The sequence below is a fragment of the Pantoea phytobeneficialis genome (assembly GCF_009728735.1).
In the GTDB taxonomy this organism is placed as follows: Bacteria; Pseudomonadota; Gammaproteobacteria; order Enterobacterales; family Enterobacteriaceae; genus Pantoea; species Pantoea phytobeneficialis.
In genome coordinates this window covers 195,127-221,304 of sequence record NZ_CP024637.1, presented here as the reverse complement: position 1 = coordinate 221,304, position 26,178 = coordinate 195,127, and the positions used below count along the sequence as shown (strand labels likewise).

The 26,178-nt window shown below is 55.2% G+C and carries 24 protein-coding genes; 17 read left to right on the top strand and 7 right to left on the bottom strand.

The genetic code is table 11. The features are described from left to right. Nucleotides 1–314: 314 nt before the first annotated feature. The 3 genes from CTZ24_RS21235 to CTZ24_RS21225 are packed head-to-tail and all read left to right on the top strand — an operon-like array spanning nucleotide 315 to nucleotide 4,855. Nucleotides 315–1,718, top strand: a complete 1,404-nt coding sequence (locus CTZ24_RS21235) for a purine-cytosine permease family protein (RefSeq protein WP_208726354.1) — start codon at nucleotides 315–317, stop codon at nucleotides 1,716–1,718. 7 nt (nucleotides 1,719–1,725) lie between these two features. Beyond that, nucleotides 1,726–3,372 (top strand): GMC family oxidoreductase, encoded by a 1,647-nt coding sequence (locus tag CTZ24_RS21230; RefSeq protein WP_208726352.1) that lies wholly within the window; start codon nucleotides 1,726–1,728, stop codon nucleotides 3,370–3,372. Beyond that, complete coding sequence (locus CTZ24_RS21225) at nucleotides 3,365–4,855, top strand: aldehyde dehydrogenase (protein WP_208726350.1); 1,491 nt, start codon at nucleotides 3,365–3,367, stop codon at nucleotides 4,853–4,855. Before CTZ24_RS21230 ends, CTZ24_RS21225 begins: the two co-directional genes overlap by 8 nt. A gap of 49 nt (nucleotides 4,856–4,904) precedes the next feature. Here CTZ24_RS21225 and CTZ24_RS21220 read toward each other — a convergent pair whose 3' ends face one another. After that, entirely contained in the window at nucleotides 4,905–5,825 is a 921-nt protein-coding gene (locus tag CTZ24_RS21220; protein WP_208726348.1) for a LysR substrate-binding domain-containing protein, read from the bottom strand. Between the two features lie 421 nt (nucleotides 5,826–6,246). Between CTZ24_RS21220 and CTZ24_RS21215 the strand changes: the two genes are divergently transcribed. From CTZ24_RS21215 to CTZ24_RS21200, 4 genes are all read left to right on the top strand, one after another. After that, nucleotides 6,247–8,616 carry a glycoside hydrolase family 3 C-terminal domain-containing protein gene (locus CTZ24_RS21215; protein ID WP_208726346.1) on the top strand — a complete coding sequence of 790 codons (2,370 nt, stop codon included), beginning with the start codon at nucleotides 6,247–6,249 and terminating at the stop codon, nucleotides 8,614–8,616. 73 nt (nucleotides 8,617–8,689) lie between these two features. Further along, complete coding sequence (locus tag CTZ24_RS21210) at nucleotides 8,690–9,784, top strand: extracellular solute-binding protein (RefSeq protein ID WP_208726344.1); 1,095 nt, start codon at nucleotides 8,690–8,692, stop codon at nucleotides 9,782–9,784. 44 nt (nucleotides 9,785–9,828) lie between these two features. Then, nucleotides 9,829–11,592 (top strand): ABC transporter permease subunit, encoded by a 1,764-nt coding sequence (locus CTZ24_RS21205; RefSeq protein WP_208726342.1) that lies wholly within the window; start codon nucleotides 9,829–9,831, stop codon nucleotides 11,590–11,592. A 10-nt stretch (nucleotides 11,593–11,602) separates the two neighbouring features. Then, entirely contained in the window at nucleotides 11,603–12,640 is a 1,038-nt protein-coding gene (locus CTZ24_RS21200; RefSeq protein ID WP_208726335.1) for an ABC transporter ATP-binding protein, read from the top strand. 74 nt (nucleotides 12,641–12,714) lie between these two features. Here CTZ24_RS21200 and CTZ24_RS21195 read toward each other — a convergent pair whose 3' ends face one another. Next, the gene (locus tag CTZ24_RS21195) at nucleotides 12,715–13,629 is read right to left on the bottom strand and encodes a LysR family transcriptional regulator (protein WP_208726333.1); all 915 of its coding nucleotides are present in this window, start codon (nucleotides 13,627–13,629) and stop codon (nucleotides 12,715–12,717) included. Nucleotides 13,630–13,763: 134 nt separating this feature from the next. On the opposite strand from CTZ24_RS21195, the gene CTZ24_RS21190 reads away from it, so the two are divergent. Then, nucleotides 13,764–14,465 (top strand): SDR family NAD(P)-dependent oxidoreductase, encoded by a 702-nt coding sequence (locus CTZ24_RS21190; RefSeq protein ID WP_208726331.1) that lies wholly within the window; start codon nucleotides 13,764–13,766, stop codon nucleotides 14,463–14,465. 5 nt (nucleotides 14,466–14,470) lie between these two features. On the opposite strand, the gene CTZ24_RS21185 is transcribed toward CTZ24_RS21190, so the two are convergent. After that, the gene (locus CTZ24_RS21185; protein WP_208726329.1) at nucleotides 14,471–15,400 is read right to left on the bottom strand and encodes a LysR family transcriptional regulator; all 930 of its coding nucleotides are present in this window, start codon (nucleotides 15,398–15,400) and stop codon (nucleotides 14,471–14,473) included. Between the two features lie 70 nt (nucleotides 15,401–15,470). Here CTZ24_RS21185 and CTZ24_RS21180 point away from each other — a divergent pair, with 70 nt between their 5' ends. Together CTZ24_RS21180 and CTZ24_RS21175 are read left to right on the top strand one after the other, a co-directional pair. After that, nucleotides 15,471–16,322: an MBL fold metallo-hydrolase gene (locus tag CTZ24_RS21180; RefSeq protein WP_208726326.1), complete on the top strand. Its 852-nt coding sequence runs from the start codon at nucleotides 15,471–15,473 to the stop codon at nucleotides 16,320–16,322. Next, the gene (locus CTZ24_RS21175; protein WP_208726324.1) at nucleotides 16,309–17,664 is read left to right on the top strand and encodes an amidase; all 1,356 of its coding nucleotides are present in this window, start codon (nucleotides 16,309–16,311) and stop codon (nucleotides 17,662–17,664) included. The genes CTZ24_RS21180 and CTZ24_RS21175 overlap by 14 nt, the downstream gene beginning before the upstream one ends. A gap of 99 nt (nucleotides 17,665–17,763) precedes the next feature. On the opposite strand, the gene CTZ24_RS21170 is transcribed toward CTZ24_RS21175, so the two are convergent. Both CTZ24_RS21170 and CTZ24_RS21165 read right to left on the bottom strand, forming a co-directional pair. After that, nucleotides 17,764–18,171, bottom strand: coding sequence for a DUF2000 domain-containing protein (locus tag CTZ24_RS21170; RefSeq protein WP_208726322.1), 408 nt, complete (start codon nucleotides 18,169–18,171; stop codon nucleotides 17,764–17,766). A gap of 39 nt (nucleotides 18,172–18,210) precedes the next feature. Next, entirely contained in the window at nucleotides 18,211–19,080 is an 870-nt protein-coding gene (locus CTZ24_RS21165) for an AraC family transcriptional regulator (RefSeq protein WP_208726320.1), read from the bottom strand. 314 nt (nucleotides 19,081–19,394) lie between these two features. Here CTZ24_RS21165 and CTZ24_RS21160 point away from each other — a divergent pair, with 314 nt between their 5' ends. Genes CTZ24_RS21160 through CTZ24_RS21135 form a run of 6 tightly spaced genes read left to right on the top strand, consistent with a single transcriptional unit; the run spans nucleotide 19,395 to nucleotide 23,222 of the window. Further along, nucleotides 19,395–19,994 (top strand): helix-turn-helix domain-containing protein, encoded by a 600-nt coding sequence (locus CTZ24_RS21160; RefSeq protein ID WP_208726318.1) that lies wholly within the window; start codon nucleotides 19,395–19,397, stop codon nucleotides 19,992–19,994. Nucleotides 19,995–20,052: 58 nt separating this feature from the next. Then, nucleotides 20,053–20,820: a transporter substrate-binding domain-containing protein gene (locus CTZ24_RS21155; RefSeq protein ID WP_244634071.1), complete on the top strand. Its 768-nt coding sequence runs from the start codon at nucleotides 20,053–20,055 to the stop codon at nucleotides 20,818–20,820. A gap of 5 nt (nucleotides 20,821–20,825) precedes the next feature. Then, a complete protein-coding gene (locus CTZ24_RS21150; protein ID WP_208726316.1) occupies nucleotides 20,826–21,515 on the top strand; it encodes an ABC transporter permease in 690 nt (229 codons plus the stop codon). Further along, nucleotides 21,512–22,204: an ABC transporter permease gene (locus tag CTZ24_RS21145; RefSeq protein ID WP_208726314.1), complete on the top strand. Its 693-nt coding sequence runs from the start codon at nucleotides 21,512–21,514 to the stop codon at nucleotides 22,202–22,204. The genes CTZ24_RS21150 and CTZ24_RS21145 overlap by 4 nt, the downstream gene beginning before the upstream one ends. Nucleotides 22,205–22,221: 17 nt before the next feature. Next, on the top strand, nucleotides 22,222–23,109 hold the full coding sequence (locus CTZ24_RS21140; RefSeq protein ID WP_208726312.1) for an arginase family protein: 888 nt from the start codon (nucleotides 22,222–22,224) through the stop codon (nucleotides 23,107–23,109). Nucleotides 23,110–23,126: 17 nt separating this feature from the next. Next, nucleotides 23,127–23,222: an arginine deiminase-related protein gene (locus tag CTZ24_RS21135; protein ID WP_208726574.1), complete on the top strand. Its 96-nt coding sequence runs from the start codon at nucleotides 23,127–23,129 to the stop codon at nucleotides 23,220–23,222. On the opposite strand, the gene CTZ24_RS21130 is transcribed toward CTZ24_RS21135, so the two are convergent. Beyond that, nucleotides 23,212–24,123: a LysR substrate-binding domain-containing protein gene (locus CTZ24_RS21130; protein ID WP_208726310.1), complete on the bottom strand. Its 912-nt coding sequence runs from the start codon at nucleotides 24,121–24,123 to the stop codon at nucleotides 23,212–23,214. The genes CTZ24_RS21135 and CTZ24_RS21130 overlap by 11 nt on opposite strands. Nucleotides 24,124–24,222: 99 nt before the next feature. Here CTZ24_RS21130 and CTZ24_RS21125 point away from each other — a divergent pair, with 99 nt between their 5' ends. Next, nucleotides 24,223–24,996 (top strand): HalD/BesD family halogenase, encoded by a 774-nt coding sequence (locus CTZ24_RS21125; protein ID WP_208726309.1) that lies wholly within the window; start codon nucleotides 24,223–24,225, stop codon nucleotides 24,994–24,996. 97 nt (nucleotides 24,997–25,093) lie between these two features. Here the strand turns inward: CTZ24_RS21125 and CTZ24_RS21120 are convergent, their stop codons facing one another. Then, entirely contained in the window at nucleotides 25,094–26,170 is a 1,077-nt protein-coding gene (locus CTZ24_RS21120; protein WP_208726306.1) for a DUF2817 domain-containing protein, read from the bottom strand. Nucleotides 26,171–26,178 lie beyond the last annotated feature (8 nt).

Here is a 26,178-nt window from a genome sequence, read left to right as displayed (position 1 = left end):
TAATCGCCTCAATGCACCATTGACAGGCACACATCACACCCTGTTGGTGCACGCCAATACCCTCTGGTAAATTATCTGATAACAATCATTAATTTATTTCGCTAAAATCGTTTTTATTCAGCCAGCCCCATTTGACGCTTTATGGTGCAATACATCGCCGGACAACGTTGCCTCTTTTTTTTATAGGGTTTGCCTCGGTTTTTCGTCATTTCTCTCAATAGCCTCCTGTTGCAACATCCAGTCAACCTTACTGTTACTTCGACCCGGATTTTCGGGTGGAGCCAAAACCTGCGGATAAAATTGTTGAGATAACGATGATGACAAACAATCCTAAAGATAATGCGAATGCAGCATCCATTGAGTTGAGCACCATTCAGCCCATTCCCCTAAATGAGCGTCACGGCAAACCACGGGATCTTTTTACTATCTGGTTTGGTTCCAACATCATGTTACTCACGGTGATCACCGGGGCGCTGGCGGTCAGCATTTTCCACCTGTCATTTATGTGGGCCACCCTCGCCGTATTGATTGGTAACCTTGCCGGTGGCTTGTTTATGGCACTGCATTCAGCACAAGGGCCACAACTCGGTGTGCCGCAAATGGTACAGACGCGTGGTCAGTTCGGTTCTTATGGTTCCGTGCTGGTTGTCGCGCTGGTGGTCATTATGTATATCGGCTTTCTCGCCTCTAACCTGGTACTGGGTGGCCAATCGCTGCATGCGATTTACGCCCCGGTTTCAACCAATACCGGGATTCTGGTTTCGGCCATTCTCAGCCTGATTGCCTGTGCCTTTGGTTACAACCTGATTCATGCCTATACCAAAATCATGTCCTGGGTATCGGGGATTGTACTGATCGCCGCCTTTGTCTGGATTGTTTTTGTGCATGGCCTGCCAGGCGATTTTCTCGCTCGCAATGGCTTTAACCTGAGTGGCTTCCTCGGTGCCATCTCAATTGCAGCTTTATGGCAATTGGCCTATGCCCCTTATGTGTCCGATTATTCGCGCTACATGCCGAAAGATATCAGCGAAAAAAGTGTTTTCTGGTGCAGTTATCTCGGTTGCGTGCTTGGTTCACTGTTTCCGATGATTCTCGGCATTCTGGTGTCGGTTTGTATTGTGGATGGCGATTTAATTGCCGGGATTGTGAATATGACCGGCGGGCTCTCCTCAACCGTCATTATTGTTTTTGCCATCGGTATCGCGGCGACCAATGCCATGAATCTTTATTGTGGCGTGCTCTGTACCCTGACGCTGGGGCAAACATTCCTGCCGAAATGGTCACCCCTTTCCGGTGCGCGTATTGTTGTCTCGATTATCACCATCCTTATCGAAGTGGCGATTGCCGTGTACGGTCAGGAAAACTTCCTGGTGAATTACACCAACTTCATTCTGATGCTGTTGTATGTATTAGTTCCCTGGACTGCCATCAACCTGGTGGATTATTACCTGGTTGCGCACGGTAATTATGATGTGGCGTCATTTTTCCGTCGTGACGGCGGTATTTATGGTTACTTCAATACCAAAGCCATTTTCTGTTATCTGCTGGGAATTGTGGTGGAGATTCCGTTTATGTCGACCGCCATTTATACCGGTCCGGCGGCGAATATGTTAGGCGGAGCCGACATCTCCTGGATTGTTGGTTTAGCCATCGTCTCGCCGGTTTATTATCTGCTGAGTCGTAGCCAGCCGGTTGCCCAAACCTCAATGGTTAAGTGAGACAACCATGAATAACACCAACGCATTCGACTACATCGTTATTGGCGGGGGATCGGCGGGTTCCGTGCTGGCCGCGCGTCTGTCTGAACAGGAAAATATCCAGGTTTGTCTGATTGAGGCTGGCAGTAGTGACGAGACACCCCGCATTCAGACACCCGCCGGGACCATCACGCTGTATAAAAGTCAGAAGTTTAGCTGGAATTATTACTCCACCCCGCAACCACGGCTGGGCAATCGACACATACATGTTCCGCGCGGCAAAGCGCTGGGCGGCTCCTCTTCAATGAACAGCATGATTTATATCCGTGGCTTACCTTCGGATTATGATCTCTGGGAGCAGGCAGGTTGCGAAGGCTGGGGATGGCAAGATGTCTTGCCCTGGTTCAAACGCTCGGAGAAAAATCTTCTGCAACAGGATGCGGCTTATCATGGCGTTGAGGGTGAGCTGTTGGTCGATAAACCGCGCGATCCTAATCCGGTATCTGCCCTGTTTGTCGCCGCAGGCGTCCGGGCTGGTCTGCCTGAAAACCACGATTTCAATGGTCCTGCGCTCTCCGGCGTGGGGATCTACAACGTGACGCAGAAGGAGGGTCAGCGCCTGTCGAGTTACCGCGCTTTTCTGCACCCTCATCTTGGCAGAAGCAACCTGACCGTCATGACCGATTGCCAGGTGGAAACCTTAATCATGGACGGGAAAACGGTGCAAGGGGTGCGGGTGATCGCAGCTGGAGAAACCCACGCGACCGCCCTGCGATGCCGTAAAGAAGTGATTCTGGCTGCCGGGTCGATTGGCTCGCCGCATATCCTGATGAAATCCGGGGTTGGTCCCCGCGCAGCACTGGCCGCGGCAGACGTTGCCGTGGTGCATGACCTGCCTGGCGTCGGACAAAACCTTCAGGATCACCTGGATGGACTGGTGACGGTGCGCAGCAAATCTGCGCTGACGCTGGGGTTCTCTCTGGCGGCCTGGAAACCGATTCTGACGGCACCCTTCAGGTATCTGTTCGCACGCAAAGGATGGTTGACCACCAACTATGTCGAAGCCGGTGGTTTTGCCTCAACCCCACTCGCGACCGGGGAGCCGGATATCCAGTTCCATTTCGTGCCAGGTTATCGCAGCCACCGTGGACGCCTGTTCGAATGGGGGCACGGTTATGCCATCCATACCTGCGTGTTGCGTCCCAAATCGATTGGCAGTCTGCGCCTCGGAGCAGGAAAACAACTGGAGATTGATTTCAATTTTCTTGCTGACCCGTATGACGCCAGGGTGCTGGTCGAAGGGATAAAAACGGCCAGAAAAATTTTGGCCCAGCCTGAATTCGCAGCACTTCGCGGTGAGGAGATGCTGCCGGGTAAACAGGTGCAGAGCGACGAACAGTTGCACCAATACGTGAAGGAGTATTGCGCCACGGTGTTCCATCCGGTCGGTACCTGCAAAATGGGGCGGGATGCGATGAGCGTGGTCGCCCCGGATACGCTGAAGGTGCATGGTATTGATAATCTGCGCGTTGCCGATGCCTCAATCATGCCGACCTTGATTAGCGGCAACACCAATGCCCCTTCCATTATGATCGGTGAACGTGCCGCAGAGATGATCCTGCGCGGTGGCACGCTCGCCAGTACAACGTCAAACAAGGAACGTGCGTATGCATAACCGACAATATTGGGAAACGCTGCTGCAACGGCAGGCTTTTTGTGACTACGCGCTTATTGATGGCAAACGCTATGTTGCGCGCAGCGCAAACACCTATGGCGTGATAAATCCCGCCACCGACACCGCCCTTGCCGAAGTGACAGCCTGTCAGACCGAGGACATCGACATTGCCGTGCAGTCGGCCCGTCAGGCCTTCAGCTCTGGCATCTGGTCAGAACGTCCTTTGCAGGAACGCAAGGCGGTGTTGCTGAAGTTATCCGCCTTGATACTGGAACATCGTGAAGAACTGGCCCTGCTGGAGAGCGCCAGCATGGGTAAACCGGTACTGGATGCCTACAACATCGATATTCCTGGCGCGGCGCATGTCATCGCCTGGTACGCTGAAAGCATCGATAAAATCTATGATGAGGTCGCCCCTACCCGACCGGGCACGCTGGCAACCATCACCCGTGAACCGATCGGGGTTGTCGCCGCAATTGTGCCGTGGAACTTCCCGCTGGATATCGCCGCGTGGAAAATTGGCCCGGCATTGGCGGCGGGTAACAGCGTGATTCTTAAGCCGTCCGAGAATGCCCCTTTTACCGCTATCCGCTTAGCTGAGCTGGCGCTGGAAGCGGGTCTGCCTGCGGGGGTGTTGAATGTGGTCACCGGTTTGGGCGTAGACGCTGGCGCGGCACTGGGAAAACATAGGGATGTCGATGTCATCACCTTTACCGGTTCAACCACGGTCGGGAAAGCGTTTATGTCCTACGCCGGGGAATCGAATCTGAAGCAGGTCTGGCTGGAGTGCGGGGGCAAGAGCGCCAATATCATCTTCGCCGATTGCAAAGATCTCGACTTAGCGGCGGAAAAAGCGGCTTTTGGCATCTGTTTTAATCAGGGCGAAGTCTGTTCTGCCAACTCCCGCTTATTGGTTGAACGTGCCATCTATCCCCAGTTTATGGCAAAGTTGCTCGATAAACTCTCTGACTGGCAACCGGATCACCCACTGAATCCAGACGCCAAAATGGGCGCAATGGTTTCAGCAGCACATAAAGAGAAAGTGCAGCGTTTTATTCAGGCCGCACTTGATGATGGTGGCATATTACGCGCTGGCGGAGCATCGCTCACTATTGAACAGGTGGCTAATTACATTCAGCCGACGGTGATTGAAGTGGCAGGAGAAAATATTTCGCTGTGGCGCGATGAAGTATTTGGCCCGGTTCTGGCGGTGAAGGTGTTTGATGACGAGTCAGAGGCTATCGCGTTGGCAAATAATCATATTTATGCCCTTGCTGCCTCGGTGTGGACCGATGATCTCAACCAGGCGCATCGGGTTGCCCGAAAACTGCATGCCGGCACCGTATCGATAAATACCGTTGATGCGCTGGATGTGACCGTTCCTTTTGGTGGCAATCGACAGTCAGGTTTTGGTCGCGATTTATCTTTGCATGCTTTTGATAAATTCACGCAACTAAAAACCACCTGGATCGAATTACGCTAATCTTCAGTGCTGTTTATACCCGATCAGCCTGTCGGGTATAAACACGTTATTAATGCGCATGGCTTACTGGAGTTAACTCCACACTCCGGCAATAGTCCATAAATAAACGCGTGGGTCGTGTCGGTTCATTATTTTGCAGATACGCCATAATCAGCGTTGAATCGGCCATTTCATCAATAATATCCAGTTGTACCAACCGTTCCCCGTCGTAAGTAATATCAGAACAGGGACGTGTTACCAGTACTGAAAAACCCAATCCTTGCCCCACCATGCAGCGTACCATTTCGATAGAAGGTGAACTGTAGGCGACTTCAGGATGATAGCCATTCTCTTTGAAAATATTAATGAAGTAATTTTTACTGGGGACGGCATCCAGCAAAATCATGGGTTCACGCGCCAGTTCCTGTAACGTTACCGCACTTTTCTGCGCCAGCGGATGTGCCGCAGGCAGCAACGCATAGGGCTTATGCGGGGCGTTAAGGGGTTCTTTTTTAATCACATTATCCAGATCCAGATCATACAGAAAGGCCATGTCAAAGCGACCGCGATGCAGACCATGCATCAACTCATGTTGTTCACCGTCATAGAGTTGAATATTGATCTCAGGGTAGAGTTTTTTGAAACCGGCGATCAATTTCGGCATGTATAACGGTGCGGCGGACTCAAAACAGCCAACGGCGATGGTTCCGCTCACTAATTCATTTTCTGCGCGCGAACTTTGTTCAAATTCATAGGATAACCGCAACAACTCCTTCGCCTTATCGTAAAAACGCCGGCCACTGGAAGTGAGGGAAACCCCCTGGGCATGGTGGCGAATAAATAGCTGTTGTTCAAAGGCATCTTCGAGATTTTTAATCGCAACCGAAATCGAAGGCTGGGCGATATGTAACTGCCGTGAGGCCTCGGCGATGCTTTCGGTTTCCACCACGGTGACAAAGTATTTGAGTTGCTTAAGCGTGAAATGCGTCATATCAAAACCATTTAAATAATATTTACTGATGCAGGTGTTGAATAGTTTTAAACTATCCAGGGTATATAAAGCAAACTCCATGCCATTAAAATGCGATCTGCGCAGCAATCATTGGTTAGCTTAACAACCTGGGGGGGCAGGAATAATTTGTTCAGTAACGAGCCCGGGGGGAAATTAATGCAGCCGACCGCACCATTATTTAGCATCCTGCGCCAGATTAAAGCGCTTAACGCTCCTGAATAGTGCAGGCCAGTTATGCTTTTCCGCTATTTCATCGGCTTCACTTCCCGCCAGCGACTAAATAGTTTTTTTCAATTTAAAGGCCACAAATTTAATAATTGCCTCATGCCTTAGCCTGCCGCCATAGTGTCTGACAATTTGATAACAGGCAGTCACCCTCCTCTAACTTTGGAATAACACTATGCGTTCAGAACGGTTCGAAAATGGAGACTTTATCTCTCTGGTCCACGCCATGACCCCGGCAGAGTTGGGCGATATTCTCAGTGGACACGGGATGTGGAAAACAGAAGCCAATGAACGACTGGGCATCCCACGCATGGTGATGACGGATGGTACCTACGGCGTGCGCTATTCGATCCAACAGATTGATCAGGACGAGAAAGGCGGCCAGGACTTCGCCGGTTTTCTCAACGTCGTCAACCAGCGCGCCAAAGATGTTGAAGTGGCGTGGGGCACCATGAAACCCGCTACCTGCTTTCCCAATGGTTCCAGCTTCGCCTGTAGCTGGGATAGCGCACTGGCCCAGACACTGGGTGATGCCTTGGGTAAAGAGTGCCAGCAGATGGGCGTCCACCTGTTACTGGGTCCTGGTATTAACATCCGTCGTACCCCGCTGGGTGGCCGTAGCTATGAATACTATTCGGAAGATCCGCTGATCTCCGGTGAAATCGCCAGCGGCGTGATCAATGGCCTGCAACAGCGCGGTGTCGGTGCTTCGCTGAAACACTTCGCCTGTAACAACTCCGAAATTGAACGCACCAGCATGGACTCGGTGGTCGATGAACGTGCGCTGCGCGAAATCTACCTGCGGGGTTTTGAACGTGCGATTAAACAAGCGCAACCCTGGACGGTGATGAGTTCGTATAACCGCCTTAATGGTATCCAGACCGCCGAACATCGCTGGTTGCTGACCGATGTATTGCGTCATGAGTGGGGCTTTAAGGGTGTGGTAGTGGCTGACTGGCACGGCGTGAAAGATCGCCCCCAATCCCTGCTGGCGGGGAACGACCTCGATATGCCAGAGAGCGAAACGCGTAAAGCCGCCCTGGTGGCCGCCATTGAAGAACAGCGCGTACCGCGTGCCGAGGCCGAAACCTCAGCCGTGCGCGTGCTGGAGATGGTGCACCGCGCGCTGCACAGCGAACAACGTGCCACCCAGGTTGATCACGCGGAGCACCATCTGCTTGCGCGTCGCATGGTGGCAGAATCCATCGTGCTGCTGAAAAACGACCACCAGGCGTTGCCGCTCGATGGCCGCAGCGGTGAGCGTCTGCTGGTGGTCGGCAGCGGTGCCAAAACCCCGGTGATTCAGGGGTCGGGCTGTGCCACCACGCTACCTACTCGGGTTGATATCCCGTGGGATGAAATGGAAAAGCTTGCTGCGGGTGGCGTGACATTGAGCTGGTGCCAGGGCGATTCACTGGATCAACAACAGGCCGTTGCACTGCGTGATGAAGCCTGTGCGGCAGCACGCGAGGCCGATCGCGTTATCGTGTTTGCCAACAGCGAAGATGGTTATGACGGTGAAGGATCCGATCGGCGCACCCTTAACTTACAGGCCGGCCAGGATGCCTTAATCAGCGCCCTCGCGGCGGTGAATAACAAGGTGATTGTGGTGCTGGCGAACCCGGACGCGGTGGTGATGCCGTGGCTAAACGAGGTTGCCGCCGTGGTGGAAACCTTCTACGCCGGTCAGGCGATGGGCGGCGGGTTGGCTGATGTGCTGTTTGGCGTGGTCAATCCCAGCGGCAAACTGACCGTAACTTTCCCGCAGCAGATTGAAGACATTCCTGGCTGGCACAGCTATCCGGGAGAGAATGGTCGTCATCTGTATAGCGAAGGGGTATTTGTTGGCTATCGCTGGTATGACGTTCGCGGTATTGCGCCGTTGTTCCCGTTCGGTTTCGGTCTGAGCTACACCTGCTTCGCTTACAGCGATATCGCGGTTGATCGCGACAACCTCAAAACCGGTGACAACGTCACGGTAAGTTTTACCTTAACCAACACCGGCGAACGCAGCGGCAAAGAAGTGTGCCAGCTTTACAGCCGTTACCTGCACTCACGTCAGAAACGTCCGTTGCAGGAGCTGCGCGCCTTCAGCAAAGTGGAGCTGCAACCCGGTGAGTCGCGCCGTATCAGCCTTACCGTCCCGGTGGATGATTTGCGCTACTACGACACCGCCCGTCAGCAGTGGATTCTGGAAGAAGGTGCGATGCAGTTGTGCGTCGGTCCACATTCGCGCGACCTGCCGTTGCAGGCCAATGTCACCGCACTGAACAAGGTGGCACGCTACCGTCTGATTGCCCGCGATACCCAGCCCGTATTCATACTGGAAAACCCGTTGGCGCGAAGCTACTTCAATCGCTTTTTACAACAGCAACTCAGCATCTCTCAGCCGGATGCCGAGAGGATGCTGGAGCATTGCGCCAACTCTTTCTTTGGTCTCTTCACCACCTTTGATCGCCGCTTCCGTCAGCGTTTTGATGCAGCAGCGATGGATGCGCTGGTCGCACAAGTGAACGAGGCAATGCTTCAGGCAGAACAGGAATAACCGGTCAGCACCAGGAAAAAGGCCCGCCTGGCGCGGGCAATAAACATAACAACAAGCTATGCAGAGGGTACTAATGAAAAAGATGGCAGAGAAAGGTCAGTACACCCGGCGTGACGCGCTGAAACTGGGTCTGGGGGCCGCGGCCGTCGCATCGCTGGCACCGATGATCATCACCCGTCCGGCGCGAGCTGCTGAGGTGAAAACCCTGACGGTGGCCGACGTGGGCGGTGCTTACGGCACCGGCTTCAGCAAGGCATTTTACCAACCGTTCGAGGAAGCCACCGGTATCAAAATCATCAATACCGTGCTCGGCCCCGATCCGGTGCCGCAGTTCCAGATGATGGTCGATACCAAAAATTATCTGTTTGATGTGGCACTGCTTAATCCGGAACATCTGGTGCGTCTCAATAAAGAGCCAAAAACTTATCTGGAAGATATCAATGTGACGGTGAGCAATCCGCAGGACTATGTGCCGGGTTCCATCACCAAACAATTTGGCGGCGTCAGCATCTTCGCGCTGGCGCTCGGCTACCGCACGGATACCTTCGCCAGCAACAATGGCCCGCAGAACTGGGTTGATTTCTGGAACGCCGAAAAATTCAAAGGTCGTCGCGGCCTGTGGCGCAGCCCGATCTGTACGCTGGAAGTGGCGCTGATGGCAGACGGTGTCGATCCGAAACAGCTTTATCCGCTGGATGTTGATCGTGCCTTCCGCAGCCTCGATAAAATCCGCAAGAGCATCGATATCTGGTGGACCGGCGGTGCGCAGGCAACCCAACTGTTGCAGAGCGGCGAGCTGGATATGCTAAGCATCTGGAGCACTCGCGCACAAACCGCCATCGACGGTGGCGCCCCCGCCGCCATTGCCTGGGATCAGGGACTGTACAATATCGACGGCTTCACCATCCCACACGGAAGCCCGAAACTGGACGCTGCACGCCAGTTTATTCAGTTCTGCATGGACGCCAAACGCCAGTCACTCTACACCAACGACCTGGCTTGCGGCCCGACCAACATCAAAGCCTATGAGTTTATTGATAAAAAGAAAGCTGCGCTGTTACCGACCGCGCCAGATCACATCAAACAGCTGCAACTGATTGGTGCTGATTATTGGGGTGAACATCAGGTCGCGCTGACTGAACGCTTCGAGAAATGGGTAATGAGTTGATCCGGTAGAGGGCCTTGCGCCCTCTTACCCTGGAGGAATTATTCTTGACTGAATTTGCTACACCTGCGGCGAAAAATAACGCCCGTCGCCAGCGCCCAAGGTTGCATCCATTGTGGCTCACCGCGCCTGGCCTGCTGTTTCTGGCCATCTTTCTCGCCTGGCCAACGCTCAAACTGATGTTGCTGAGTTTTCAGAATAGCGATGGTCAGTTCTCACTGGATGTCTGGAGCCAGATGTTTGGCGCAGGTATTTACGTCAAAGTGACGTTGAACACCTTCGTCATTGCCTTGCAGACCACCCTGGCTTGCCTGCTGATTGGCTATCCGGTGGCTTACTGGCTGGCGCAACGCAGTGAAAATACCCGCCGCCGTCTGATGTGGCTGATCCTGCTGCCGTTCTGGACCAGCGCGTTGCTGAAAAACTTCGCCTGGATGGTGCTGCTGTCGCGCCGTGGCATTTTGTCCGAGATCCTGATGGGTCTGGGTGCCGATCAACCGCTCAACGTGTTGTATACGCGCGGCGTGGTGGTGTTCGCGATGGTGCATAGCATGCTGCCACTGGCGATCATAACCATGCTCCCGACCATGACCAACGTTGACAGTCGTCTGCTGCCTGCCGCGCATACGCTGGGGGCATCACGCGTGAATGCGTTCTGGCGCATCTTCTTTCCCCTGTCGATGCCGGGGTTAGTCGCGGCTTGTCTGCTGATTTTTATTGGTTCGCTCGGCTTCTTTATTACTCCAGCGCTGCTGGGTAGCCCGCAGGATTCGGTGATCGGACAACTGTTAATTACTCAGGTTCAGCAGTTGCTTAACTGGCGGCTGGCGGGTGCTATCGCCATGATGCTGCTGGTGGTGACGTTGCTGGTGTGTTTTTGCTACGACAAGTTGTTTGGTATGTCGTCGATCGCCGGTGGCGAAGGCCACGCCAGCAGCCCGCGGATCCGTGCCCTGGGCTTTGCGTTGGTTGCGGTAGTGGCACGACTGTTTGATGGCGTCGCGACCTTGCTGCACCGGCTACCGGGCAAACCTCGCTTCGGCTGGCTGCTGACGTTATTTAGCGCGCTGGTGATTGCCGTACTGGTGTTGCCGGTGGTGTCGTTTTTACCGATGGCGTTCAGCAGCTCCAGCTTCCTGCAATTCCCCCCACCCGGCTTTTCGCTTCGCTGGATGGAAACCTATCTGTCATCCCCGATCTGGATGGGCGCAACCGCACGCTCCTTTGGCATCGCGCTGGTGACCGGTGTGCTGGCGGTGATGATTGCCACCACCGCCGCCTTTGGTCTGGCGCGTCATCAGGGCAAGAGCGGCAGCCTGGTCGTGATGACCTTCCTGTTGCCGATGATTGTGCCGAATATCGTGACTGCCGTGGCGCTGTTTTACTTATTTGCCACGCTCGGGCTGGTGGGGTCGGATCTGGGCATCATTCTCGGCCATACCGTGATGGCGATTCCGGTGGTGTTTATCATCATCCTCACCACCTTCAAACATTACGACTGGCGACTTGATCAGGCCGCGGGCACGCTCGGGGCCAACCGGCTGCGGGTAATCTGGAGCATTACCCTACCGCTGATCAAAAGCAGCATGGTGGCGGCGTTTATCTTTGGCTTCCTTAACTCGTTTGAAGAGTTGACGGTGGCGTTGTTCGTCGGGGGTGGCGTGAAACAAACGCTGCCGAAACAGATGTGGGATGACGTGTTGCTGTCGGTCACCCCCACGCTGGCTGCCGCATCGGTGTTAATTCTCACCGTGGTGACGTTGTTGTTTATTGTTGCTGAACGCTCGCGCCGTAAAGCCGAAGCCTTGTAAGGAGAAAAATATGTCCACAACCACCAAAGTACAGGCTGAACAGATCGGCAAAGCCTATGGCCAGACCACGGTGTTACAAAACCTTGATCTTGCGGTACACAGCGGGGAATTGCTGACCCTGCTTGGGCCATCCGGTTCCGGTAAAACCACCCTGCTGCAAATCATCAGCGGTCTGACGGAGCCTACCGCCGGGCGGTTGTTAATCGATGGTCGCGACGAGACATGGACGCCCGTCCACCAGCGTGATATTGGCGTGGTGTTTCAGAACTACGCGTTGTTTCCGCATCTGACGCTGGAAGAGAACGTCGGCTTTCCTCTGCGCATGCGGCGGATGCCTGCGGCAGAGATTGCGCGCAAAGTTAAAGCGGCACTGGAGATGGTCGAACTCGGTCATGCCGCCAAACGCTTTCCGCGTGCGCTGTCCGGTGGGCAGCAGCAACGTGTCGCTTTGGCCCGTTGTCTGGTGTATCAACCGAGCGTGATCCTGATGGATGAGCCGCTCGGTGCGCTGGACCGTAAACTGCGTGAAACCATGCAGATGGAAATTAAGCGCATTCACCGTGAATCCGGCGCGACCATTATTTTCGTCACCCACGATCAGGAGGAGGCGCTGGCGTTATCGGATCGCATCTGCCTGATGAACGAAGGGAAAATCGCCCAGATAGATACACCGGAAGCCATTTATCAACAGCCGAATTCGACCTTTGTCGCCGAATTTATTGGTCTGTCGAATATTTTGCAGGGAGAAGTGCAAAATGGCAGCCTGGTAACACCGCAGGGAGCCTTTGCGCTGCCTGGGATGGCGGCCAGTGGCAATGCTGCACTGGTAATCCGTCCGGAGCATATTCAGCTCTGCTCCGCCGACCAGGCGTTGTTGCATGGCAAAATCAGCGAGCGTATCTATGCCGGTTCAGAAACCCGTGTGGTGGTGACACTTGCAAACGGTGCACGTTTTATTGTGCGCAGCAGCGGCGTGTCTGCCGGGGCCATTGGTGATCAGGTATCGTTGAACTGGGATGTGGCGAACAGCCGGGTGTTATCAGCCTAAATTCTCGTGGCGGTGCGATTTATCGCGCGTATTTTTCTTGCGCCGCGCACAGGATAGCGCGATAAATCGCGCCGCTACGTGTTGCCACAGGCTGAGATCAGGTCATGTACGCGCCCTCTTAACCAGCGGTGAGCCGCGTCATTGTCCAGCCGTGGATGCCAAAACTGCGCCACCGTCATTTCCGGGGTACTGAACGGCAATGCAAAACTTGCCAGCATCGGATTGTTTTTAATCAACGGATGATGGAGAAACAACGAACGCGGCACCAGCGCCACCAAATCTGAGTGTTGGGCGATGGCCACTGCCGAGGAAAACGCGGGCACAACGGCGGCAATCTGGCGCGTGTAACCCGCTGCCACCAACGCGTCATGTACCGGCCCGCCCAGTTCGCCGCGTCGTGAGGCAACAATATGTCCGAAGGCGGCCAGTTGGCTTAGTGTCACCTGCTGGGTCAGCGGATGTCCTTGCCGTACCACGCCGATAAAACGGTCGCGAAACAGCGCCTGCATACGAATTTCCGGCCCCATATTCCCCAGCACGCCAATGTCCAGATCAATGCGGCCTTCGCGCAGATCGCGGGAACTTTTCTCCGGTTTGGCGACGAAATCCAGCCGAACCCCAGGCGCAAGCTGCGCGACCGCCCCAATCAGGATGCCACCAAACGCTTCGACAAACCCTTCGTTGGTGCGCAACACAAACTGTCGCTCCAGCCTGGCGAGATCCAGCACGGTTTCCGCCGGTTGCAGCAAGGCTCGCGCCTCAGCCAGGCTCTGCTGCGTACGCTGCCGGATCGCCTCTGCGTAAGGGGTCAAAACCATCTTACGCCCGGCGCGTACCAGTAGCGCATCACCGGTGGTGATACGCAGACGGCCCAGCGTGCGACTCATGGCAGATTCACTTAAGCCAAGACGGCGGGCAGCGCCGATAACGCTGCCTTCCGCCAGCAGCGCATCGAGCGCGAGCAGGAGATTCAGATCGGGTTCATTCATGCCCCCCATCCTCGCTGATTGCCGGTCATGAAACAAGGCGTTTGATGCAGGTAATTAATGCACAACCTGCGTGTTCCGCCTGCTATGCCTCAGCGCTACACTGACTGACGCAAACCTCATCACAGGAGATTTCTATGACCACATCATCAACCCCAAGCGTATTGCTGATTGGCGCATCGCGCGGGCTGGGTTATGCCCTTGCCGAAACCATGTTGCAGCGCGGCTATCAGGTGGTGGCAACCGGACGTCAACATTCAACGGCGCGGCTGGAGGCGTTGGCCACGCGCTATCCGACAACGTTACGTGTGCAACGCGTCGATATCACCGTACCGGAACAGGTGTCGGCACTGCATCAACGTCTGCTGGGGTGTGAGTTCGACATGCTGTTTGTTAACGCCGGGGTGAAAAACAACGATGGCGAAACCATTGCTGATGTCAGCACCGACGAATTTATTCGCGTGATGGTGACCAATGCGCTCAGCCCGTTACGGGTGATCGAAGCCTTTAAAGATAATGTCATCCCCTCCGGTACCATCGCGGTGATGTCATCCGGCCAGGGCAGCCTGACCAATAACACCAATGGCAACTATGAAGTGTATCGCGGCAGCAAAGCCGCCCTGAATATGCTGATGCGCAGTTTTGCCGCACGTCATCAGGAAGATGGACGCACCTTATTGCTGATGGCTCCCGGCTGGGTACGTACCGATATGGGCGGCCCGGAAGCCCGGCTGAGTATTGACGAAAGTATCCCTAACCTGCTGAACACGATGGAAGCCTGGCAAGGTCGCACCGGGTTGCATTATCTCGACTATCTGGGTCGCGTGGTGCCGTGGTAACCACGCTATAACCGTTTGCGCAGCAATAGCTGGTGCAGCTTGTCCCGTATCCAGCGATTCGCGTCATCGTCGTGGCGCGCGTTATGCCACAACAGGGACAATTGATAATCGGGCATTGCAACCGGTACCGGGGCCGCACGCAGGCCAAAACGCTCGCACCAGTTGCTCACCAGCCCCTGCGGCACGGTAGCAAACAACGGTAAACGCTTCAGCATCAGCGGCAATGCGGAAAAATGCGGCGTGACGTAACGCACGCGGCGGGCAACACCCTGCTGCTGGAGCTGTTCATCCAGCGCGCTTTCATTTGCGCCGCGATATGACACCAGCACATGCTCGTACCGGACAAACTCTGCCAGCGTCAGCGCAGCAGTCAGGGCAATTTGCTGGCTATCCCAAAGGGTGCTGAATCCGGCGCTGGCAATCTCTGCGCGCGTCAGATCGCGACTGACCGGGTTGCCGACCGTCACCGCCACATCGGCCTGTTGCTTCTCCATTAAGGGCGTGACCTGCCAGGGATCGGCTGTCAGAACGGTGATATCCACCTGCGGCGCATCCACCAACAATTCAGCCAGTAAATCCGGCATCAACCACTGCTCAATCCAGTCGCTCATAGCCAGACGAAAACTGTAGCGATCCTGACGCGGGTTGAAGGCGGGCTTGCTGAAAATCGCACGATGCATCCCCTGCAACAAGGGCGCAAATTGTTGTACCAGTTGTTCGGCGCGCGGGGTCGGTATCATCCCCTGTGAGGAACGGACAAACAACGGATCGCCAAACATCGCACGCAACCTTTTCAATGCCGCACTCAGCGCGGGCTGTCCTAGATATAAACGCTGCGCCGCCCCTGTCACGCTGCGCGCTTCATACATCACCAGCAGCACCACCAACAGGTTAAGATCGACGCGACTTAAATCATTTTCGTTGATGATTTCCATGATTCTAATCGATTTAAATAATGATATTCACCTGAGTATAGTGGCAATACAGGTTAGCCGGGAGGCATAAATGAAGATTCAAGTGGGCGATTGCCTGATAGAAAAAGTCACTGAACAAACCGCTACGCTGCCGTTCGCCGCGCTGTACCCGGATCATCTTGCGCAGATGCCCGTTGGCCTGGCTCCGCAGTTGGCGACGTTGTCGATCCACAGTTGGGTGGTGAGGACCGGCAAGGACATCATCATTATTGATACCGCGACCGGTAATCAGCGCGATCGCGACCATAAGCCGCTGTTTCATCAGCTGCAAACCGACTATGCCCAACGTCTGGTACGGGCGGGGGTTGATCCGCATGCCGTGACCCTGGTGCTGATGACGCATATTCATACCGACCATGTCGGCTGGAATACCCATTGGCGGGATGGCCGCTGGCAGCCGATGTTTCCCAACGCGCGTTATATCTGCTCCGCTGCTGAACTGGCGCGATGTGAAAAAAATCCCGCCATGCAGGCGTTGTATCTCGACAGCATTTTACCGCTGATCAACAGCGGCCAGCTTGAGACAGTGGCGGTGGATGGTTCGCCGTTATTTGCTGGCGTGCTGCGATATCTGCCAACCCCCGGACACAGCATTGATCATGCTTCGCTGCTGCTCTCCAGCCGCGGCCAACAGGCATTTTTTTCCGGGGATGTGATGCACCATCCTCTGCAATTCCAGTTTCCCCGGTGGAACTCGGTGTTTTGCGAGAATAAAGCGCTCGCCGTGCGTTCAAGGCAACTGGCGATAGACTGGTGCCTGCAACATCAGGCAATCTGGTTCAGTTCGCATTTTTCCGCCAGCTCATGCGGCAGGGTGATTTCTGCTGCCCCTGAGCTGCCCCACTGGATGCCGCTGGAGGCTGAACCGGATGCAATACGCTGAGTATCTTCGTGCGTCGCTAAGCGACATGACCGATGCATTACAACAGGGGGCCACGACGGCCCGTGAGCTTACGGAATTCGCGTTGCGGCGCATTGCCGAAGCCGACCAAAATGGCCCGCGCTACAACGCGATCACCTGGCTGTTTGCCGACCAGGCGCTGGCAGCGGCGACTGAAAGTGACGCACGCCGTCGTCGCGGGGAAGCCCCACGCAGACTGGAAGGCATTCCGCTGCTCATCAAGGACAACATTGCGGTGCAGGGTTGGCCCACCAGCGCCGGGTCGGTGCTGCTGCGCCACGTTATAGCTGAACAGGATGCGCCGTTAGTCACGGCGCTGCGCGCAGAGGGCGCGGTTCTACTCGGCAAAACGGCGATGCACGAGTTGGCGGCGGGCATTACCGGCGCATCATCACTCAGTGGTTTTACCGATAACGCCTGGCTGGCGGGACATTCACCGGGAGGCTCCAGTAGCGGTTCCGCGGTGGCCGTGGCGGCAGGTTATGTTCCCCTGGCGATTGGCACCGACACCGCGGGTTCCGTGCGCATTCCCGCAGCTTTCAATCATCTTTATGGTCTGCGCATGACCCACGGTGCGATCAGCATTGACGGTATTGTGCCGCTGTCGCCCAGCCAGGATATCCCTGGCGCGTTGGTGCGCCATCCTGCCGACTTGCGCCTTGTCAGTGAGATCCTCAGTGGACAGACGCTCCCGCCTCCTGAGGAGCCATTGCGCATCGGTGTGTGGCAGGAGGGTTTTGCCCCGGAGGAAGCAGCGATTAATCAGGCGGTGTACACTGCCGTGACGGCGTTGGTTGGGGAAACGGGTAATCAGCAGACGATCGCCTTTCCACAGCTTGAAACCCTGGCTGCTGAAGCCAGCATCATCCCGTGGGAATTTGCCGAAGCACTGGCGGAGTGGCTGGCCGACAAACCGCAGGCCGAGAGCCGCACGCTGGCCGAGGTGGTGGCATCTGGCCGTCATCATCCACAACTGGAAGCGGTGTTCACCGCACGCGCTAACCATCCCGGTAAAGCCAGTGACAGCTACGCCATCCAGCAACTGCGCCAGCGCACCTTATATCAAACCCTTGTTCAGCTATTTAACCAGCGTAAAATCAATCTGTTGGCTTACCCGGTAGTGAAGCATCCGCCGGTCAGACATGGCGAATTACAGCCGGGCAGCAACGCACTGGTCGCGGCGGTCACCGGTGCGCCTGCCATCAGCATCCCGGTCGGTTTCACCGCCCAGGGATTGCCGATTGGTATGGAGTTGCTGGCATTACGCGGTCGCGAGGATCTGTTGTTGCAGGCGGCTGAGCAGATGGCGGCCATCGGTCGATAGCTTAACATCGACAAGATATGACCTTTAATAACAAGCAATAAGACCCATAGCTCAAAGGCGTATGGGTTATTTTCCTGTTAAGTAAATCGTGTGGCCCAATTATTTATGCAACGATAAGCCCTTTATCGCTTTATCGACGGCTTTCTTTGGCCCGCGTAAGGCAATGCCCACCAGGTCCAGATTATCCGCGTCCTGCGCCAAAAACACTTCGCGGTTTGCCGCATCATGGCCGGTGGAAAACATGGCGTGGACATAGGGGATAATCGTTAATTCACGCTCCAGCCCCTGACGATGGGCGCGCTGTAAACCCGGCAAGTCCCCGGCAAATATCAGCATCGGCTGCCCGGCCATGTTGCCGTAGGGTCGCCCGTGCGCATCCACATACGGCTCACCCATCATCTCGGGTGCCGCAGAGGCAATGCCGGTCGCCAGAAACGCCACCACATTTAACCGCTGCCAGGTTGCCAAATCATCACGCACGATCAGGGCGATTTTAGTATCAAACATCTGCAACAACTCTCCGTTAGGGTCAAAGCCCTATCATCGTCAAGTTTGCGGCAGGCGATCTAGAACGTTTGTGCACTGACGCTGATAAGAGGCAGGTGTCATGCGATAGGCTCGCTGGAACCAGCGACCAAGATGGCTCTGGTCAGAAAAACCTACCTGCATCGCCACCGTGGCGGGCTCTATGCCCTGCGCCAACAAATTACGGGCGCTGCGCAGACGCAGGCGCACCAGATACGCATGGGGAGACTGCCCGAAAGCCTGTTTGAACTGGCGTGTCAGACGGAATCGATCAATGCCTGACAAGCGTGACAGGTCCGCTAATCCGATATCCTCGGCCATAAAATCGTGCAAATAGTCGCGGAGTAACTGCATGGACGCCAGCGCAGCCGAACGCGGCTGACCAGGGCGCGGATCAAGATGGCGGGACAACATCGTCAGCAGATGATCCAGTGCCTGGTCGCGCGCCAACCGCCCTTCCGCGTGATGCACGGTATACCACGCCTGCTGAATGGCACTGGCGAGGAGCGCATCATCATTAAGGGTTGAGCGGAATGCGGCTTCGATGTTGGCGATATTGCCAAGACCACGTTGCTGCATCATCTCTGCCACCCATGTCTGGGGTAGATAAAGCATCACATAGGTGAAGCCTGCGGTATCCGGCGCATGACCATCATGCACCGCACCCGGCTCAATCAGGATCGAGCGGCCTGGCGTGCTGGTGTGAAGCGCGCGGTGGCAATTGAAGCGTTGCAGCCCCTGTTGTGTCACGCCAACCAGCAACTCGTCATGATCGTGCGGATCGTAAGCGTGCCCGCAAAAATGCGCATTCACACTTTCGACACCGGTTTCGTCATCACGGCGAAAATCAACCCAGTCGCGGTTGCTGGCGTTGATATTTCTGGCTGACATAACGACTCCTGAAAGGTGTGCCGATGAGGATGACACTATATCAGGGGGGCGTCAGCAGCCAAAACCCTAACAGTCCGGTGGCTGGGGCTGTGCCATCTTTTAGTGCAGAAGGTGCACAAAAATGATCTTGTTACCTGTCAGGTAACTTTTTGCGGTGAAACGTTCGCGGCGCGAGAAAAGCAGAAAAAAGAATATTAGTTCGCCAGATCAATTGACTACTGATTAATCGCCACAGAATTTATCGAATAACCCGCCTCTGGCATGCGCCTTGCTTAAGGTAAAAAGTTACCTAATACGCAACTCAGGTTCAGAATATGTCACACGACGAAGCGGATAATCACGGTCAGGAAGCAAATAATAGCGCAGACTTCAATGTCGGGATACGCCTGCGTGCGGTGCGTAAAGCACGCGGAATGCGCATTGAGGAAGTGGCGGAAAAAGTCGGGGTCAGTAAGTCCTTCATCAGCCGCCTGGAACGCAACGTCACCCAGGCATCCATCGCCACCCTGCTTAAAGTGTGCGAAGTGGTCGGAATTACCCCGGCCAAACTGTTCGATCCTCCCGCAACCAGCTTCGTGCCCGCCGGGAAAGGCACGCCCATCAGCCTCGGGGGCGAAAAGATGCGGGAATATCTGATCAGCGGCGGCGTCAACGACGACATGATGGTGCTGTACTCCGAGATCGATCCACAAGGGGGTTCCGGGGAGGAGCCTTACACCCTCAATGCTGCCGCCGATATGGTACATGTGCTGAGCGGTGAACTGGAGATTGTGGTGGAGGAGCAGCGCTACCTGCTGGCAAAAGGCGACACCCTCACCTTTAAACCGTCACTGCCCCACACCTGGCACAACATCTCCCCTGACCAAATGTGTACCGCCATTTGGGTCATCGTGCCACCACCGTCGGGAAATTAAGGCGTGCCTGTGTCTGTCATTGTTTTTTAATCCGCGTTTCCACCACACCAGAGGAATAATGATGAAAATAGCAAAAATGATGCTGGCCCTCGCTGCTGCGGGCCTGGCCGGGTCGTTATATGCCGCGCCCGGCAAGATCACCATCGCCACCGATGCCACCTTCCCGCCGTTTGAATCGATCGATGCCAGCGGCAAACTGGTGGGTTATGACGTCGACCTGATGCACGCCATCTGCAAAGCGGCGGCGCTGGATTGCAATGTCATCAGCGCCCCGTGGGACGGCATGATCCCCGGCCTGATGAACAACAAATATGACGCGCTGATCTCGCAGTTGACCGTTACCGATGCTCGCCGCCGGGTGATGGCCTTCAGTGATATCTACGATCATCCGGTGTTCCGCTTTGTCGCGAAAAAAGGCGCCGTCACCGACACCAGCCCGGAAGCATTGAAAGGCAAAGTCATCGCCGTCCAGACTGGCACGCCGATGGATACTTACGTCACCAAACATTATCCAGGCAGCACTATCAAACGTTATGACGGCGGCAGCGCACCCTACCTCGATTTAACCGCCGGTCGGGCGGATATTTTTATGAGTTACGAAGCGCAGATTATTTATAGTTTCCTGAAAAAAGATGACGGTAAAGATTACCAACTGGTTGGCCCTCGCCTGACAGGTAAAGATGCACCGGAATTTGGCGAAGGGGTCGGGATTGCCATGAATAAGAAAAACACCGCGCTGGTCGAAAAGATTAATCAGGGTCTGGCGAAAGTTCGCGCCGATGGCGATCTGGACGCACTCAATAAGAAGTATTTTTCAGCTGAGTAAAGGCAATGTCGGGTAATTACTATTTAATGGTCCTGAATGCGGGATGGGTTTCGCTGCAACTGGCGTTTGCCTCGCTGTTATTATCTGTCATTCTCGGACTGCTGGGCGCACTGGGAAAACAATCCGGCATTCGCTGGGTGAAGGCGATTGTCACGCCTTATACCCTGCTGGCTCGCGGTATTCCAGATTTAGTGCTGATGCTGTTGGTTTTTTACAGCGTACCCGCCCTGTTAAATAGTGGACTGGAAAGCGTCGGGCTGAATTACTCCATCGAGTTCAGCCCTTTTATTGCCTGCCTGATTACCCTGGGGTTTATTTTTGGCGCTTATATGACGGAAACATTTCGCTACGCGTTAACCATTATTCCCCACGGTGAAATTGAAGCCGCTCAGGCATTTGGTTTTACCCACCGCGCCATTTTCTTGCGGATTCTTTTGCCGCAATTAATTCGCCTTGCCTTACCCGGCTTTACCAATAACTGGTTGGTGCTGGTTAAGGCGACTGCACTGGCATCGTTACTCGGGTTGCAGGACATCATGTTTAGCGCCAAAGGGGCGGCGGAGTCCACCGGTAAACCTTTTACCTTCTATCTGCTGGCGGCCGGGTTTTATCTCGCCGTTACCCTGCTGTCAGTGGCGGCGTTGCACCGTATCAGCCAGCGTTACGCGCTGGTGGTCCGTGGAGGTAATCCATGAGCTGGGATATTATTGCCGATAACCTTGCGATGTACCTGCACGGTACCGCGCTAACCCTGCTGCTTACCGGGGTATCGCTGGTCATTGCCTTTGTCATTTCGGTGCTGCTGGCACTGGCGCGTGACAGCGCACCACGTCCTGTGCGCTGGCTGATTTTTCTCTACACCACCGCTTTTCGCGGGACACCGTTATTAATCCAGTTGTTTTTGATTTATTACGGTCTGGCGCAGTTTGATTTATTACGTGCCAGTTTTCTCTGGCCGTGGCTCTCCAGCCCACTGGTTTGTGTATTACTGGCGTTTGTCCTTAATACCGCCGCCTATACAACGGAAATATTCGCAGGCGGTTTGCGTCACTTGCCGACAGGGGAAATTGAAGCAGCTAAAGCGTTCGGCATGAGTTACCCGACACTGGCGCGAAGAATATTATTTCCGGCGATGTTAAGCCGTTCACTTTCCTTATATGGCAATGAAACCATCATGATGTTGCACGCCACCTCGCTGGCAAGCACGGTGACATTAATGGAGGTGACTGGAGTGGCGCGTAATATCAGCCTGAATTATTACATTCAGTTTGAACCCTATGTCACCGCTGGAGCAATTTATCTGGTGCTGACACTGATTCTGGTAATGGCATTCCGCTATTTTGAAAAACGCTACGCAGGTTATCTCAACGGTAAGCGTAGTTAATCTGGATCGAGGAAAATATGACAACAAACACACGACAATTTGATTTGTGGGGTATCCCTTTTGACGGAGAAGCCACATTAGGCTGGCCGGGATCACGTTATGCACCGGCCAAAGTGCGCGAGTGCGCACGCTGGATCAACATGCGTATTCAGCAGGGAAAAGTGTATTGTCTGGAAACGGACAGTGAAATGACGGTGGGCGAGCAATTGCTGGTGGATCGCGGGGATGTGGCGGTGGTGCCCAGCTATACCCTGAAAACCTTTGCCGCGACCCGCACGTCCGTAATGGCGTCCATTGCGGCTGGCCGGGTTCCCATTATGATCGGCGGCGACGATAGCCTGCTGTTCCCGGTGGCACAGGGTGTGCATGATGCGCTGCCGGGCCGTATCGGCATTATCCATTTTGACGCGCATCTCGATCTGATGGACGAGAGCGACATGCAAGGTCGCCACAGCCAGTCGAGTGGTATGCGCCGTTCACTGGAGCTGGAACGCATCGCCCCCACCGATTGTATTCAACTGTGTGAACGGCATTTCAACTTCCCGGCTTCCGGCAAATTTAAACACGACAACGACCTGATCCACCTCAGCGCCCGCGAAGTGCTGAAAATCGGCCCGGAAGAGACGGTACGACGTGCGTTGGAACGGGTGAAAAACGCCGATCATATTTTCCTTTCCTTCGATATTGATTCGGTCGATCCGGCTTATGCGCCAGGTGCAGGTGCGCACGAACCGGGCGGTATTACCTCGGATCAGGCATTGCAGATGGTGAGTATGTTGGCTCCCCATTGTGCGGCGATGGCGATTACGGAAGTCAATCCAACCAAAGATGTCGGTGATATGACCTCCACGCTGGCCGCGTATCTGGCCTTTACCTTCGCGGTGTACGGCAGCCAGAACCCTTAGCAGCGCCCTACGCGCACATCGTACGCGCCCCGATTGCGGTGATTGAGCAACACGGTGGCGGGGGTGCGCGTTGTATGCTGGCGGAAATTTTCGCGCCAAAGATCACTGACTGACCGTCGCCCCCAACTCACGCAACCAGCCAATCATGGCTTCGCTCCCGGGTTGGCTCAGGGTGCGCTGCGGCCAGGCGAGGAAGTACGGTTTACTGAGAGGCAGACTCAGTTCGTCAATCACCACCAGTTCGCCGCGAGCCAGTTCAGCGGCGATCAGGCGACGCTGTCCCAGTAGCAATCCGGCACCGGCCACTGCGGCATCAATCGCCAGCGAGGTCAGGTTAAAGCTAAACGCCGGTTGTGGTGTCGGTTCTATCCTGCCTTTTGCCTGAAACCAGCTACGCCAGTCCGGCAGAAAACGCCCCTCATTGCCCCAGTCGAGATGGATCAACGGCGCGTGGCTGAAGATGTCAGCCGCGGCATAATGCTGCAAGAGCGCCGGGCTGGCGACGGGCAGTACCTCGTCATGAAACAGCCATTGCTTATCCAATTGCGGATAACGGTCTTCACCAAAACAAATGACAAAATCGGCAGGTATGGCGGTGAAATCCACTTGCGCGTGGGTGCCGTGGAGCGAGAGATCGATATCCGGGCAGTGGGCGCGCCAGTCAGCCAGGTGCGGTAATAACCATTTCGATGCCAGGGCTGGCAACGCATAAACCGTCAGTCTGGGGGCAACAGCAGCATGGCGAATGTTTTGCTGACCGAGATGCAAAATATCAAATGCTTCCGTGACATAGCGCAAATACTCTTTGCCGGTGTCGGTCAGCATCACCCCAGTTTGTGTGCGCAGAAACAGCGCACTGCCCAACTGTTCTTCCAGTTGGCGAATCTGCTGGCTGACCGCCGCCGGGGTTAACGCCAGCTGCGCAGCCGCTTTTGCCAGGCTGCCTAATTCGGCCGCCACTTTGAATGACTGGATGACGCTGATTTTCGGCAAACGCGGCGATTGTGCAGGCATTAAGGCTTCCTTATCAGGGTATTAAGTATTTATCGTTACACAGCTATGCAGGCCGCAGCTAGAGTAACATTACACCTGCTAATGATGAGAATTGTTGCTATGTCTGAGTCTCTGATACGTCTGGACCTGCATCCGCTGGCCGATCACAACTGGCGTGAACGCTGTCGCACGCAGCTCAACCAGCAAGGTGCGCTGGTGTTACGTCAATTTTTACAGCCCGCCGCTCTACAGGCGATCATTGAGGAAGGTAACGCCCAGCGCCATCTGGCTTACCATACCGTCAGCAAACATAACGTCTATCTGATGAAGCCTGATGAGGCATTGAGTGCCGATCATCCCCGCAATCGTGATGTCATCAGTACCAAAGGCTGTATCACCGATGATGCCATTAAGGCGGATTCCCCCCTGCGTCTGCTTTACAATGATGCGCTGTTCCAGTCGTTTTTATGCGATGTATTGGGCGAAGCGGCGCTCTATCCTTATGCCGATCCGCTGTCATCCATCAACCTGCACTACGCGCCACACGGCCAGGAGTTAGGCTGGCACTTCGATAATTCGTCGTTTGCCATCACGCTGCTGGTGCAGAAACCGCTGGCGGGCGGCGTGTTCCAGTACGTGAAAGATCTGCGCGACGCCGATGCCGGTGAGATGAACTATGACGGCGTTGCCGCCGTGCTGGATCAACGTCAACCGGTGGATGCGCTGGCGATTGACGCTGGCGATCTGGTGCTGTTCCGTGGTCGCAATTCACTGCATCGTGTCACGCCAACCGAAGGTGAGGTAACGCGTATGTTGGCGGTGCTGGCTTATAACACCGCCCCAGGGATTGCCTTGTCGGAAACCGCGCGTATGACGTTTTACGGACGGTTATAAACCGATACCCCTTGCGTAGCGGCGCGATTTATCGCGCGGCTTTTTCCTGCATCGTGCACAGCATTGCGCGATAAATCACGCCGCTACGGGGAAATCATCATGTTAATGATGTATTCAGCGCACGCCAGCCTCGCAGAAAAATCTGCTGAGTACGAAACGCCACCAGCGCGCGCCAGTCTGCATCCGCTGGCCAGAAGCCTTCCACCAGCGCCTGCTTAATCACCTGGCCCGCAGCGCTGGCAGGATCACCATACAGATGCAGCCAGTGATCCTCCCGCACCCGCTGATGCATCTCTTCTCCGGCATAGGTACCGCACTCCACCACCAGCGGTAGAAGGGTGGTATCCGGCAATGAGGTCAGCAGAAATTGCGACAGATACCCGGTAGCCGTTGCGGTCACACCGGTTGCGCTCTCTCGCCCGGCACCGGTAAACAATAACGTCAGCCACTCACCGTAGATATCTTTGCCCCAGTCGTGGGCCGGATAATGTTGTTCGGCGATCGACAGCAGCATCGGATGCCCCCACGCCCCCGCCCCGGTATGCAAATCAAAACTGAGGAGGGTGGTGGCCCGTGACAAATGCTGCGCGATGATCGTCTGCATGGTGCGATAAGACCAGCTCGGCTGATAGCCGCCAAAAAAGAAACCGTCATCGGCAACGTATTGCCCCGCTTCCACCACGCGTTTCACCGCCTGCCAGCCGTCATGCGCCAGCGCCGTCGTCAGTTGCTGGTCGGCGCGGGTGCGGTCGCCGTGGTAAATATCGTGCCACTGCGCGTAGCCCGGATTGGCCGGTAGCGGTTGGCTGAAATCAATAAAGTTACGGTTGAGATCGATATTGTCTTCATTGACCCGGCGCAGATGCGCGGCCCCCCACGGGTTGAGCAGATGGACCATCAGCACGGCGCTGTCTGCCGGTAATGCATTGACGTCCAACGCCTCCAGCCAGGCAATTTGGCAATCCGATCCGTAATAACCTTCCACGCCATGAGTGCCGGAAACCACCAGCATCAGTCGCGAAGCCGATGCCGGCCCGATTAACGCCACATCGGTATAGAGGCTTTCACCTTGTGGGCCTGACAGTGGATGGGCATAGGATGTGATAACGGCACCCTTGCGTTCAGCGGCAGTCAGGAAGCGAGCACGTTGGGGAGTATATTGCGGAAGTAACATGGTTTTTT

Excerpts from the sequence above, each read along its gene's own strand:
- CTZ24_RS21235 (WP_208726354.1), top strand. The coding sequence starts at position 315 with ATGATGACAAACAATCCTAAAGATAATGCGAATGCAGCATCCATTGAG.
- CTZ24_RS21230 (WP_208726352.1), top strand. The coding sequence starts at position 1,726 with ATGAATAACACCAACGCATTCGACTACATCGTTATTGGCGGGGGATCG.
- CTZ24_RS21225 (WP_208726350.1), top strand. The coding sequence starts at position 3,365 with ATGCATAACCGACAATATTGGGAAACGCTGCTGCAACGGCAGGCTTTT.
- CTZ24_RS21220 (WP_208726348.1), bottom strand. The coding sequence starts at position 5,825 with ATGACGCATTTCACGCTTAAGCAACTCAAATACTTTGTCACCGTGGTG.
- CTZ24_RS21215 (WP_208726346.1), top strand. The coding sequence starts at position 6,247 with ATGCGTTCAGAACGGTTCGAAAATGGAGACTTTATCTCTCTGGTCCAC.
- CTZ24_RS21210 (WP_208726344.1), top strand. The coding sequence starts at position 8,690 with ATGAAAAAGATGGCAGAGAAAGGTCAGTACACCCGGCGTGACGCGCTG.
- CTZ24_RS21200 (WP_208726335.1), top strand. The coding sequence starts at position 11,603 with ATGTCCACAACCACCAAAGTACAGGCTGAACAGATCGGCAAAGCCTAT.
- CTZ24_RS21195 (WP_208726333.1), bottom strand. The coding sequence starts at position 13,629 with ATGAATGAACCCGATCTGAATCTCCTGCTCGCGCTCGATGCGCTGCTG.
- CTZ24_RS21190 (WP_208726331.1), top strand. The coding sequence starts at position 13,764 with ATGACCACATCATCAACCCCAAGCGTATTGCTGATTGGCGCATCGCGC.
- CTZ24_RS21185 (WP_208726329.1), bottom strand. The coding sequence starts at position 15,400 with ATGGAAATCATCAACGAAAATGATTTAAGTCGCGTCGATCTTAACCTG.
- CTZ24_RS21180 (WP_208726326.1), top strand. The coding sequence starts at position 15,471 with ATGAAGATTCAAGTGGGCGATTGCCTGATAGAAAAAGTCACTGAACAA.
- CTZ24_RS21175 (WP_208726324.1), top strand. The coding sequence starts at position 16,309 with ATGCAATACGCTGAGTATCTTCGTGCGTCGCTAAGCGACATGACCGAT.
- CTZ24_RS21170 (WP_208726322.1), bottom strand. The coding sequence starts at position 18,171 with ATGTTTGATACTAAAATCGCCCTGATCGTGCGTGATGATTTGGCAACC.
- CTZ24_RS21165 (WP_208726320.1), bottom strand. The coding sequence starts at position 19,080 with ATGTCAGCCAGAAATATCAACGCCAGCAACCGCGACTGGGTTGATTTT.
- CTZ24_RS21160 (WP_208726318.1), top strand. The coding sequence starts at position 19,395 with ATGTCACACGACGAAGCGGATAATCACGGTCAGGAAGCAAATAATAGC.
- CTZ24_RS21155 (WP_244634071.1), top strand. The coding sequence starts at position 20,053 with ATGATGAAAATAGCAAAAATGATGCTGGCCCTCGCTGCTGCGGGCCTG.
- CTZ24_RS21150 (WP_208726316.1), top strand. The coding sequence starts at position 20,826 with ATGTCGGGTAATTACTATTTAATGGTCCTGAATGCGGGATGGGTTTCG.
- CTZ24_RS21145 (WP_208726314.1), top strand. The coding sequence starts at position 21,512 with ATGAGCTGGGATATTATTGCCGATAACCTTGCGATGTACCTGCACGGT.
- CTZ24_RS21140 (WP_208726312.1), top strand. The coding sequence starts at position 22,222 with ATGACAACAAACACACGACAATTTGATTTGTGGGGTATCCCTTTTGAC.
- CTZ24_RS21130 (WP_208726310.1), bottom strand. The coding sequence starts at position 24,123 with ATGCCTGCACAATCGCCGCGTTTGCCGAAAATCAGCGTCATCCAGTCA.
- CTZ24_RS21125 (WP_208726309.1), top strand. The coding sequence starts at position 24,223 with ATGTCTGAGTCTCTGATACGTCTGGACCTGCATCCGCTGGCCGATCAC.
- CTZ24_RS21120 (WP_208726306.1), bottom strand. The coding sequence starts at position 26,170 with ATGTTACTTCCGCAATATACTCCCCAACGTGCTCGCTTCCTGACTGCC.